A 12461-nucleotide genomic window follows, 5' to 3' on the forward strand; every position below is an offset into this window, starting at 1 on the left:
TGAAAGTGTCGAAGTTTCAGTTAGAGGACAAGAGCAAAACTCAGCGAGTCCACCCTTGTTCTGCACCTGTCCAGGCTTTTTCGAAAATAAAAAAGGCGTGGAGTTGAATGCATTTACCTACCTGAGGCCTTCGACTGCCCTACACAAATAAACACAAACAACTCACGCCCCAAAATGGCCGTTTGCCTACAGGCAGATTTATCAAATATGCATGTACCAAAACGATGCGGCAGGCTTGCGCCGGTCGCAGACGTGAGCGTCCGTCTTATTCCCTGTGTATGAAATTGTCGAAGTTTCAAGTAGAGAACAAGAGAAAACTCTATTTGCCTTGAAATATAGATTTTTGGAATGGCAAAAGGTGACATTTGCCGTTTTTGTTGAAAAAAAACGACCTAAAACATCAAAACCGGCCCCTGCGGACCGGTTTTAGATAAAAAAACGTTCCAAGGCCCTAGTTAAAGGAGCCCGTGTTCCTTGAGAATCTTCTCGTACTTGTCGGCACGAGATTTTTCTTCGTCAGCACGAGTTTCAGCCTCGCTGGCGCGTTTTTCGGCAGCTTTAGTGCGCTGGCGTTCATCGTACACCAAGTCATCCAATTCCTGTTGCCAAGTCATATAGCGCTTCCTCGTTTCGTTGTCCGACAGACAAATATACAAATGTGTGGTGTGAAGTGTGTAGTGTGAAATTATTTGGAAGTTTTTTTGGCGGTTTTGGTTATAGCGCTAAGCATCCGGATTATTACTCGGCATGGCTCAATAATTATTTTGAATTCCTTTGCTTCTAAATATTGTGCCTCGTACAACAATTCCACCCAATACTCGGTTTCTCCCGCTTCTTTTAACGCAATATACATTTTAGCGATAAAATCTGCCTTGCTTTGTGCAAACTGAGCTTCTTTGATGTTTGCTCCTATGCTGGTTGCACTACGCAGTAGTTGTTTGCTAAGAACATACTCTCTTTTGTTTGAGGTCAGATCTTGATACAATTTCACAATCTGTAATGCAAAACTCTTGCTCAAAGAAAGAACATTCTGTTTAGTACAGGTGCTATGCATTTGTTCTTCTTGCTTGTCATTACACATTCCACATCACACACTTCACATTTTTATGGCTGAATACCAGCGCGAACATGAAGCGGTTCGTGATGGGCAGTTCCTCGAACGGAACGTGGTTTGGATCCATAATGCTCCTTTACGTGGCATGCGCCGCGCGGTAAAAAAACAAAAAAAGAGCCGTTCCTATGTCATATAAAATAATACGATATAGAAAACGGCTCTTTTGTGAGCTTGGCCAGCTATTTGCTGGTTATGTAGAATATAGCAAATGAGTTTTAGAAATACAAACTTTTCTGGGATAACGGGCAAAATTTAGACTAAAAAGCGTTCCAAGGCCGTTCAATCATCGATTCAATCAACTTTTCCTGATTGCCTTGCAGCAGGTACTGTTCCGCGATTTTTCCGTGTTCCATGCGAATGACGGACTGGCAACAGTTTAGAATGAATTCGGGGTCGTGGGTAATCACGAGTAGCGTTTTTCCAGTGGCGGCCAATTTTTGGAGAGTTGCCGAAACGGCAAGCATCTGTTTGTAATCCAGGCCGCTGGTGGGTTCATCAAACACGACAATCTCGCGGCCGCTAGAAACGCCGCTGCCGATAGCCACGCGTTGTTTTTGACCGCCCGAAAGCGCCATCGGGTGGCAGCTAGCGTATTCTTTCAGGTTGAGCCTTTCAAGGATTTCTAGGGCAGAATTTTCATCTTGCGGATTCATGCCTAGCAAGATTTCGTCAAGGACGCTTTCTGTAAACAGTTGGTGGTTCACGTCCTGCATAATCAAGTATGCGCCGTATTTACGCGCCTTGCGTTTCTGTCGCCAGGTTCCGCGAAGCCCACACAACACCTGAGCAAGCGTCGATTTTCCGGCACCGTTATGCCCGATAATGGCTGTGATTTGATTGCGCGGGAGTGAAAGTTCCGGAATGTCAAGAACCGGGAATTTGCGATTGTAGGCAAAACGGAGGTCTTTGAAGACCAATGATTCTTTAAGAGTTCGCTTCGCAGGCTCCTTCGAACCTTCCGGCCCTTCGGCAAGCTCAGGGACCTTATTTTTAAGTTGTTCCAAATTCATGCAGCGCAGTCCGAGACTTGCCGCATATTCCGGGCCTTTCGCCTCGAGTTCGGCGGGAGTCCATTCGTCTTGAATTTGTCCGTCTTTTACGTAACAAATTCTGTCTGCAATGTCGCGCAGGTAATGGATGCGATGTTCCACGATAACAACGGTCTTGCCGCGGGATTTCCAAAACTTGATGATTCCGGCGAGGTCTGCGACGGTCTTCAGGTCAAGATTAGCCGATGGCTCGTCAAGAACGAAAATTTCGGGGTCGGTCGCAGAGACCGAGGCGCAGGCGATTTTCTGCTTTTCTCCGCCGGAAAGGTGGAAGATGTTTCGGCCCGCCAGATGTTCTATGTGGAATTCCTTCACGACGCGATCCACGCGCTCCCGGATTTCTTCCGGGTCCATTCCCAAGTTTTCACAGCCAAAAGCGATTTCGCTGTCGGTATCGATGTTGAAAAACTGCGAACGCGGATTTTGGAAAACGGAACCCACGTGTCTTGAAATTTCGGCGAGCGTCATGTCGGCGGTATTCTTGTCGCCGAGCAATACGTCGCCCGCCATCGTTCCCGATTGATAAAGCGGAATAAGCCCGTTGATCAGCTTAGAAATAGTCGTCTTGCCGCAACCCGACTCCCCCACAAGCACAACGCATTCGCCGGACTTGATTTCGAAATTCAAGTTCTTGATGACGGCATCGTCCAGGGAATCAGAGTAAGAGAACGAGACGTTTTTTAATGTGATAGTCATTTCTAACAAGCAAGGAGATTCCCGCCTTCGCGGGAATGACAATTAAGAGACTAACCGAGAACAGAATAAAACTACAACCGCAATACAATAAACAAACACGGCAACATCTTGAACGAGGAACCCGATTTTGACAACGCAACTACGTCTCGTTTCTGGCGAAAGTCCGCGCGTCGTCGCCGCCACCGAAAGTTCATCCCCGATTTTTGTGAGCGACACCAGTAGCGGAATAAGTCTGTATTCCAAAATGGCAAGCGGGTTCTTTAATGTCCGCAGGCTGAACAGGCGAATGCCCCGCATGCGCATTGCGTTTCCGATATCGCGGGCTTCATCGAATACGGTCGGGAAAAAGCGAATCATCACCGCTAAGGGAATCGTCACTTTGTTAGGAATATGCATCTTCGACATTCCCGCCATGAACTCGTTCACCTTGGTGGTCGTCATGACATAGTAAAAAATAACGCTTATCGGCATCACATGCGAAACAAGCATCATTGTCGAGACAAACAGCGTGCCCGCCAGCCCGACATCCATCGCTTTTAAATAATCAAAACTGAATGCAGATATTGCGTACAAGAAAGAAAAGAGCAGGGAAAACCGCCATCTTTTTTCAAGCACCAATAAAACTGCCGGCAAAACAACAATCATAGCGCCGTAAATTACAGGTGCGGAAAGAATGATGCTGTTCCCCGCAATCGTTAAGAACAGTTTTGTTCGCGGATCCAATTTCACCGGGCAAGACCGATTCGTTCGAAATGCTTTTTCATGATGCGGCGAGCCACGAGTCCACCGATAACGGCACCCAAAATGCCGAAGGTGTAGATTCCGACCAGGGGCCAGATGCTGTTAGAAAGTTCCGCCAGCTTCGCAACGTAACCTTCGTCGCACATGCCACGGGTATATTCCAGATATTCCTCGGTATAAAGCCAAAGCGGAAGCATCATTGAAGAACTCATTAGGCTCAAGACAATGTTTGACATGTACAAGCCAGCAAAATTTTTCCCTATGATTTTCAGAATTGTTCCCGACAGTAGCCCAACTGCAAGGCTTATCGCAAACATGATAATGCTCTGACCCATCACTAACATTGCGCCCCCGAAAATGCCGCAGAAAAGCATGCAGCACAGAATCGGCCTTTCTATTTTCGAATAAAACAGGAACATGGGAACGCTCGTCACAAGCGCGATACTCGCGGTCGAAAAAACAATTAGGGCAGGAATGTAGCCGATGCTCGACGACATAAAACCAAGCACGATATAAAGTGCCGAAAATATGCCCACATTCACCAGGTCGCGGACCAACGTATTCGATGATTTTTTTCCAGTCGTTCTAACGTCACTCATAAAAGTCTCCAATAGCAAACAAATGCACGCCAAATAGAGTTTTTTGATGCACTTTTTTCTACTCCATTTAGACAGAAAAAGGACCGCGGCAAAACGCCACAGTCCCCTTTTTGCGCATTATGCGAGGTAATTAGAAGCTGTACACCGTTTCAAGACCGAAACGCAGAGCATTGTCGTCTTCGTTATCCTGCACTGCAACATCCACCATGCCGAAAGCGGTGATTTCCAGGTTTTCGACCGGAGTGATGTAGATGCGGCCACCGACATCGAACGTAGCAGCGGTATCGTCATCATCATCCAAGGTGTGCGTGTGGTATTCTACAGGAATGCCGAACTTGATGAATTCGGCAAGCTTGAAAGCCGGTTCGGCATACACGAAGAAGTATTCCGGAATTTCGCCGTTGTCAAGGTCGCTTGCATCTTCGGCGGCATCGCCCCTGTCAACAATGGCATAGAAGGCAGTCGTCTTGATATCGAACATACCCACTTCGAAGGTCGGCTCAACCAAGAAGGCGTGAGCGGTAGAAGTCCAATCCTGACCTTCCACGACATCGCCGTCGTCACCCAGGTAGTCGGCATGGAAGCCATACACAGCCCTGAAGCCAAAGCCACCGAGAGAGAGGCCCGCTTCTACACCGGCATGGAGTTCGTTATGCTGAGTGGTCTGGAAGCTCTTGTAGTCTACATACGGACGCAAGTGCTGACCGGCATAATCGAATTCGTAGGCGGCGTGCACATCGTAAACCTTGGCACCTTCTTCGTCGGCCCAGTCGTTATCGCCACGACCAAAGCCAACACCGAGAATGAAGCCAGCCAGGTCAATTTCAAGACCGCGGATATCGTGTTCCTTCATACCGGCGGCGTTATCGGCAGGATCGTCGTAGTCATAGTAGGCAACGAATGCACCTTCCGAGAAAGTCAGGTCGCCCAGCTTAACCGAGAAGAAATCGGCCGGCTGGTACTGAATATAGGCGCCGTTGTAAATGGCGGCCGGATCAGTCGTTTCACCGTCGGCTTCGAGGCCAACGAATGCAGACCACTTTTCGTTGAACTTGACTTCAAAATTCAGGTCGAAGGTAGAAGCGTAGGAATGGTTCAGGTCATCTTCTGCCCAGACATTGCCTGTGTAAGCATCAAATTCCACTTCGCCATTGTACTTGACTTCCATCTGGGCTTCCGAAGTGCCTTCGTTCATGCTAGCCTTGAGCATGCCGAGAGCGTTACCGGCGGCGTCAGCGACTTCGCCCGGGTTAGTGTTTTCGGCAGGAGCGGATTCAACGGTTTTTTCTTCGGCAGGAGCGGCAGCGACAGGAGTTTCCTGAGCCGGAGCAGCGGCAGGGGCTTCCTGGGCAGGAGCCGGAGCGGCCTGAGTTTCAGCAGGGGCAGCAGCGGGAGCTGCAGCAGGAGCTTCCGCAACAGGCGCTGCAGCGGGGGCTTCGGCGGCAGGGGCAGCTTCCTGAGCGAATGCGGGTATCGCAAACACGGAGGCAGCAGCAAGGCCGAACACAAGATTAGACGTCAAACGGTTCTTCATTTTTCTCTCCCTTGACGGATTGATTTTCTGTTTTTGTAACACTCCGTCAGGTTTTTTACAAATAGTGCTACAAAAACGCTTGGCTATCGCCTTCTGTGTGCTATTGTTGCAAAATGCGTGCCAAGATGTTTTAGTTTAGTTTCAAAAATTAGACTAATCTAATTCAAGTTTTTTAATTAAGGGCCGGCAGGTTTTGGGCCTACCAGCCCTATTCTTGATTCCAAAGGTTAGTCTTCGAATCTCTTTTCCTTATTGGCCTTCATGCCGAAGAGCTTGAGGAAGATTCCCGTACCCACAAGCACCACGATGGCAGCGACAATCCATGTCACGTTTCCACCAACAGGCACCTGGTAAAGGAGTACCGCCACAGCCCAGGCAAGGAGCGTCTGCACCGTCGCCATGAGGATTGCGAGGCCGAGGCCGATTTCGCGGGCAACCACACCCATGGCTGCAAGGCACGGCACGTAGAGCAGGATGAAGATGAGGAATGCGAACACCTGCCAGTTAAAGCCATCCACCGGGTTACCGTTTTTGTCCGGGTTGTGGAAGTAGGAGCGGAGGTTCGCATAAATATCCATCGTCTCGGAGAGGTCGCCTTCTTCGAGAGCGCCCATTTCGTCTTCGGAGAGTTCGAGGCCTGCGGCAGCGAGCTTGGCAAACACGGCTTCGCGGGTCTTTTCATCCTCTTCTTCTTCGCCGAAGGTTTCGATGGCTGCATATTCTTCGCAGGTCAGCACCTTGGCGTCGGTAATCTTGTCCAAAGTTTCTTTCTTGAGTTCGGCTGCTTCCTGGCCTTCCAATTCACCGGTGGTTCCGAGCGGGTCGGTGAGGGAGCCGAATACTTCGGCGAGGTTAGCAGGAATCGAGCCGAGAGCTTCGAGCACGGCGCCCTTGATGTCGGGTGCGCCACCTTCTTCCTCTTCTTCGGCAGGGCATTCGTCAATGCCCGCGATAAGGGGCTTTTCTTCTGCAGGAGCGGCTTCGGCAACAACTTCTGCGGGTTCAGCAGGTGCTGCGGCACTATCGGCAACCACAGCGCTATCGGTTGCAGCAGAATCAGCGGCAGCAACAGTCGAATCGGCCTTCACGCTATCCGTAGCGGCAGAATCAGCGACTGCAACTTGTTCCGGTTCCGCAGCCTTGCCATCTTCATTCGTTTCCGAATTCTGAATTCCGGATTCCGAATTGTTCTCCCCCACCATGGAATAGAGCGAGTTCATGGTACCGATAACAGCTTCCTTGGCCAACAGGCCCGTAAACAGCGACACGGATGCAGGCCAGTTTTCACGCTCGACACCGAACGGTTCGAACACCGGCGTAATCGCCTTACCGATTATAGAAAGCAAGCTGTTTTCGGAGTCGCCGTTACCGGCAGTGAACTCGTTTGACTTCACCACCTTGGATTCGTCAACAACGAAACCTTCGGGGAGAGCAACATTTTCAGCCTCGCCTTCTTCATTTTCCTTGACCATCTGGTAGCCGTCTTCGGCCTGGACAATTTCGGTCGTCTTGCCGTCAACATCGACATACATCTTCTCGACAATACCGAAACTGTTGAGGAACCCGAGCACGGCAACGGCAAGCGTAATCACCTTACCGGCGCGCCAGATGTAGTCGCGCAGGCGCTGCCAGCAGTGAATCATCAGGGACTTGAACTTGGGCAAGTGATACGGCGGAAGTTCCATCACAAAGTTGCTGGCCTGGCCCTGGAAAAGCGACCTCTTCAGGAACAAACCGTAAGCGATAGCGAACAGCACACCGGCGAGGTAAAGCAGGAACACCACCGTGCCCGCCATCTTGCCGAAGAATGCCGCCGCAAACAGTGCATACACCGGGAGGCGTGCGCCGCAGCTCATGAACGGCACCAAGAAGATGGTGAGGAAACGTTCACGCTTGGATTCCAGCACGCGGGAGCCCATAATGCCCGGCACGCCGCAACCGAAGCCCACCATCATCGGCACGAAGGCACGACCGGGGAGCCCGAGGAAACGCATGAAGCGGTCTGCAACAAAAGCCGCGCGGGCCATGTAACCCGAGTCTTCCAAGAACGAAAGGCACAGGAACATGAAGAAGATGACCGGGATGAAGGTCGAAACCGTCTGGATACCGGCACCGATGCCGTCGGCGAGAACTGCCGTGACAAAGGAGGGGCAGCCGAGTACATCGCCCAGCAGGTAGCCGAGGCCATCCACGAAAATCGCACCGAACAGCACGTCAAAGAAATCAATGAACGCAGAACCGATCGTCACCGCAATCCAGAACACCAGATACATGATGACCAGGAATATCGGGAGTGCAGCCCAGCGGTTCAAAAGAACGGCATCCAGTTTGTCGGAGAATGTCTTTTTCGTGCGGACAGAAACAGTCGCCTTCCCCGCCACCTCGTGCGAAATGGAGTAGCGGTTTTCAGCCATCGCGAATTCCGGCTCTTCGCCCAGAATCTTCACGACTTCGGCCTTGTCGAGCTTTACGCCCGCTTCGGCGAATTTGTCTGCATAGCTCTTCTGGTTGCCCAAGTACATGAGCGAAACCCAACGGGAGTCCGCATCCAAAAGCTTTGCGACCGGAGCCACCTTCGGTTCCAAAACCTTCACGGCCTCTTCGACCTTGTCGCCGTAAACCATCTGCTTCGGGAGCGGCATCGGGCTCGCAAGCACGTGGCCCATCTGGCTAATGAAATTGGTGACGCTCTTTTCGCTCACGGCAGAAAGCGGAATGCACGGCACGCCGTAGAAATCAGAAAGTTCGTCGAGATCCAGCTGGATTCCGCGATTTTCGGCAATGTCCATCATGTTGACGGCAATCACCATCGGAATCTTCATGTCGGCAAGCTGGCTCGTAAGGAACAGGTTGCGTTCCAGGTTCGTCGCATCGACGATGTTGATAATCAAGCTCGCTTCGCGGCTGAGCAAGTAATCGACAGCAGCGCGTTCGTCTTCGGCATTTGCGAACAAAGCGTAAGTACCCGGAAGGTCCACCAGGCGAATCTGGCGGTCGCCCAGTTCAAAGTAACCTTCCTTCTTTTCGACCGTCACGCCAGGCCAGTTACCCACATGCTGGCGTGCACCCGTAAGGGCGTTAAAGAGAGCCGTCTTACCGCAGTTCGGGTTACCGGCAATTGCAATCGTCAAAAGTTTTCTAGCAGCCATTATACCCTCCTCAGCTTGAGCACGTTCGCTTCTTCTTTACGGAGCGAGAGTCTATAAGAAAGCACGGCCACTTCGATTGGATCGCCGAGCGGGGCAGCTTGCAAGACTTCGATCTGGACGCCACGCACAAGCCCCATCGAAAGAAGCTTGGACTTGTAGCGAGAATCGCCTTCGTTATAGCCGACGATTTCCACCTTGTCGCCCTTTTTGAGTTCCGAGAACTTGGGCTCGGTACTCCACTTTTTCGTTTGCGACTTGCCGCCGCAACCACAATTACAGCTCATATTATCTATCATCCTTTTTCAATTAGTCTAGGCTAATATAGTTTAATAAAACTAATTAGTCAAGGCTAAAAATATTATAATAGCCATACTTTTTTAGACAAATCTAACTTTGAAACGGAAAATTTACATTATTTTAGCGTTATTGCCCTTGTTTTTGCAGTTAGATTTATCTAACTTTTAGTTAGACAAGTCTAATTCTGATTGTTGCCATAGCTTTTAGACCCGGGCTTGTCTGGTTGAAGCAAAAATCCAATTCCCTCCTTGTGTCTCTTTGGGAACGATTGCGCCCCCGCTCAAGTAGCTCTGAGCAGGGGCGTTTTTTTTAGAATGGTGGTGTTTTACCACCTTTAAAGTAATATTTTTGCATAAAAACCATAGAAAAGGTGGTATATTACCACCATTTTAATAGATTTTTTATTATATTAGTGATATGAAATCAAAAAATCTCGAAGAAGCCCTGGAATTATGGAATTCAATGCTGCCGCTCAGCGAGCATGGTAAGCAACGTCTTGACAGGCGGTTTACGGTCGATTTCAACTACAACAGCAACCACATCGAGGGGAATACCCTCACCTACGGGCAAACCGAGCTTTTGCTCTTTTTTGGCAAAGTGAACGGCGCAGCCAAATTAAAGGATTGCGAAGAGATGAAGGCTAGCGATGTCTGCCTTAAGTTGTCTTTGGCGGAATCCCAAGAGAAAAGTTTTCCCCTTACCCAAAATTTTATACGACAACTACACAGGACCCTTCTCCGGGAGGATTATCAAGTTTACTACACACGTCCTGATGGTACAGCATCGTCCTACACAATACATGCAGGCCAATACAAGACGAGACCGAACAGCGTCGTCACTCGATACGGAGATATCTTCACCTACGCTTCACCCGAAGAAACACCCTCATTGATGAGTGACCTGGTGGATTGGTACAATATGATCGAAGAAGAGGGCTCGCTTTCGCCAGTGGACATGGCTATCCTATTCCATTATAGGTATATTCGTATCCACCCTTTCGAGGACGGTAACGGAAGAATCGCGCGACTGATGGTCAACTACATACTCGCAAAGCATGGTTACCCGCTGCTTGTAGTCCGCAGCCGTAAAAAGGACGATTATCTCGAAGCGCTCCACGAAGCAGATTTAGACGTAGGCCCCGCCCCGTCCGATGGCGCAAGGGCGACACTAAGGCAGATTCGCCCCTTCCGGAATTATTTCCGCAAAATGTATGCTAGTGAAATCATGTACAATGTCCAATTTATCACGGAGCAGGGCAAAGGAATTTGGTGGTTTGACGGAGAACGCATTCAATTCCGTAGCGAGAATTCTAGCAAAATTCTCAATCTACTCGCCGACAATCCGGACATAACATACGACGCCCTCAAGAAAAAAATTGGCATAAACATGTCCGCTATACAAAAGCAGTTGAAATCCATGATGGACAAGGGCTACATTGTCCGAACCGAAAACAGGGAATGGCGCGTGATTATCACTCAGTGATTGAGTGTGGTCATGCTCTTGGCGCAAATCGCCATGGTCGAGAGGTTGTGCAACAGGGCCGACTACACGCTCACCACGGCGCTTGTTTACCTGAGCAAGCCGTACAGTCGCGAGTCATCCTGAGCGGAGAACCGTAAGGTTCATAGTCGAAGGATCTAGGGCGTTCCCCGGCCCAAGTTCCCTGAGCTTGCCGAAGGGTGGGCCGGGTCGGGCTATACTCGCTTCGCTCGCCGAGCCTGTAGTCTCGGCCCTTACGGGTGACTATCCCTAACGCAGAACTTCTTCACGAAAAAAAGATTAATTATATTTCAGCACAAGATGAAAAAAAACATGTTCGTAAAATTAGCGTTGGTCATAGCTATCCTTGCTTCTCTTTGTCACGCCAGTGATGTTTCCAATAGATTTTTTAGGTTCGGTACTAGCATTGGTCTTTCCTACGATTTTTTGGTCGGAAAAGATGGAAACTTGATGAATCCCATGGATTTCAATGGCCCAGGGTTTCTGCTTGCAATCAATACCATCTTTAATTTTCACGATTTACCAGCACTCCGTACGGGGCTGACGTATAATGTCCGCTCACTTGAAAACAACGTCGGCTTCGCAGACGAAAAGCTTGATCGCGACACCTACGTACGATACGAGACGGTCAGTTTGGGAATTCCCGTTCTTGCTCATTTTCAAACACAACATCTGTTCTATTTTGATGCTGGTTTGACCTTCGCCTTTATCATAAATGCGAAAGAGGCCTACAGCTGGAGAAAAAACAGTGCCTACGGATTTTTAACAAAGTGGGATGGCGAGGGCCTTTCCTTCTGCGACGTACAGCTCACTGCTGGAACGGGAATCATGCTTGGGAACCGCTTTGAATTGGGCTTACAAACATTATTCGGCCTGACAACTGTTTTGGACGCAAGTGAAATAAACAAGCGGTATGACGATATTAGCGTGCACCTGTTATCATTCAGCCTAACTCTCGGTTTCTATTTCATTTAGCAACGCGTTAATCATGAACGAGCCCATATTACAAATTGCGCAAGGTCTTGCCATCCCGTTTTTAGGGACGGTTCTCGGTGCAGCCTGCGTCTTCTTTATGAAGAAGCAGATGGGACAAAATCTTAAGCGCGGACTCCTGTCTTTTGCGGCGGGCGTCATGGTGGCGGCTTCTGTATGGAGCCTGCTTTTGCCCGCAATCAGCGCAAGCGAATCGATGGGAAAGTTGGCTTTTATTCCGGCGACGGTCGGGTTCTGGGCCGGCATTCTATTCTTGTTTGTTCTGGATAAAATTACGCCGCACTTGCATTTGGGTAGCGCCACGCCAGAAGGCCCCAAAGCGAAACTCAAGCGCACGACCATGCTCACGCTTGCGGTGACTTTGCACAACTTGCCCGAAGGAATGGCCGTCGGCATCGTATTCGCAGGCTGGCTTTCGGGGAATGTCGCCATCACGCTTTCGGGTGCGTTTGCGCTTGCCATAGGCATCGCCATCCAGAATTTCCCTGAAGGGGCGGTGGTTTCGCTCCCGCTCCGTGCCGAAGGGGCTTCCCGCAAAAAGGCTTTCGCCTTGGGAGCGCTCTCCGGAGCCGTAGAACCCGTAGGCGCGTTAATCACGCTGCTTGCGGCCGAGGCGCTCTCGCCGTTCATGCCCTACCTGCTCTCGCTTGCGGCAGGAGCCATGATTTATGTCGTAATCGAAGAAATGCTCCCCGAAGTCAGCGAAGGAGAGCATTTTGATGCCGGCACCATCCTTTTTGCCGTGGGCTTCACGCTCATGATGGTGCTCGACAGCGCACTATAATTTTT

11 protein-coding genes are annotated in these 12461 nt (G+C 50.0%); 3 read left to right on the top strand and 8 right to left on the bottom strand.

Translation table 11 applies throughout. The annotated features are described in order from the left end of the window. Nucleotides 1-455 precede the first annotated feature (455 nt). The 8 genes from BUA44_RS15565 to BUA44_RS04305 all read right to left on the bottom strand — a co-directional run bounded on the left by BUA44_RS15565 (nt 456) and on the right by BUA44_RS04305 (nt 9166). Nucleotides 456-614, bottom strand: coding sequence for a hypothetical protein (locus BUA44_RS15565; RefSeq protein WP_178348737.1), 159 nt, complete (start codon nt 612-614; stop codon nt 456-458). Nucleotides 615-685: 71 nt separating this feature from the next. Further along, nucleotides 686-1081 carry a four helix bundle protein gene (locus BUA44_RS04275; protein WP_218587594.1) on the bottom strand — a complete coding sequence of 132 codons (396 nt, stop codon included), beginning with the start codon at nt 1079-1081 and terminating at the stop codon, nt 686-688. Nucleotides 1082-1371: 290 nt separating this feature from the next. After that, a complete protein-coding gene (locus tag BUA44_RS04280) occupies nt 1372-2859 on the bottom strand; it encodes an ABC transporter ATP-binding protein (RefSeq protein WP_072808995.1) in 1488 nt (495 codons plus the stop codon). A gap of 42 nt (nt 2860-2901) precedes the next feature. Further along, nucleotides 2902-3588 (bottom strand): energy-coupling factor transporter transmembrane component T, encoded by a 687-nt coding sequence (locus BUA44_RS04285; protein ID WP_072808998.1) that lies wholly within the window; start codon nt 3586-3588, stop codon nt 2902-2904. Continuing rightward, nucleotides 3585-4199: an MptD family putative ECF transporter S component gene (locus BUA44_RS04290; RefSeq protein WP_072809616.1), complete on the bottom strand. Its 615-nt coding sequence runs from the start codon at nt 4197-4199 to the stop codon at nt 3585-3587. The genes BUA44_RS04285 and BUA44_RS04290 overlap by 4 nt, the downstream gene beginning before the upstream one ends. 130 nt (nt 4200-4329) lie before the next feature. Beyond that, nucleotides 4330-5733 (bottom strand): hypothetical protein, encoded by a 1404-nt coding sequence (locus BUA44_RS15570; RefSeq protein ID WP_175549773.1) that lies wholly within the window; start codon nt 5731-5733, stop codon nt 4330-4332. Between the two features lie 227 nt (nt 5734-5960). Continuing rightward, a complete protein-coding gene (gene feoB, locus BUA44_RS04300) occupies nt 5961-8882 on the bottom strand; it encodes a ferrous iron transport protein B (protein WP_072809000.1) in 2922 nt (973 codons plus the stop codon). Next, nucleotides 8882-9166 (bottom strand): FeoA family protein, encoded by a 285-nt coding sequence (locus tag BUA44_RS04305; protein ID WP_072799378.1) that lies wholly within the window; start codon nt 9164-9166, stop codon nt 8882-8884. Before BUA44_RS04305 ends, feoB begins: the two co-directional genes overlap by 1 nt. Before the next feature lie 430 nt (nt 9167-9596). Between BUA44_RS04305 and BUA44_RS04310 the strand changes: the two genes are divergently transcribed. The 3 genes from BUA44_RS04310 (at nt 9597) to BUA44_RS04320 (ending at nt 12456) form a co-directional block, all read left to right on the top strand. Further along, entirely contained in the window at nt 9597-10661 is a 1065-nt protein-coding gene (locus BUA44_RS04310; RefSeq protein WP_072809003.1) for a Fic family protein, read from the top strand. Between the two features lie 318 nt (nt 10662-10979). Continuing rightward, nucleotides 10980-11654, top strand: coding sequence for an outer membrane beta-barrel protein (locus BUA44_RS04315; protein WP_072809005.1), 675 nt, complete (start codon nt 10980-10982; stop codon nt 11652-11654). 13 nt (nt 11655-11667) lie between these two features. Then, on the top strand, nt 11668-12456 hold the full coding sequence (locus BUA44_RS04320) for a ZIP family metal transporter (RefSeq protein ID WP_072809007.1): 789 nt from the start codon (nt 11668-11670) through the stop codon (nt 12454-12456). Nucleotides 12457-12461: the final 5 nt, after the last annotated feature.

It is taken from the genome of Fibrobacter sp. UWR3 (assembly GCF_900143055.1).
Classification (GTDB): domain Bacteria; phylum Fibrobacterota; class Fibrobacteria; order Fibrobacterales; family Fibrobacteraceae; genus Fibrobacter.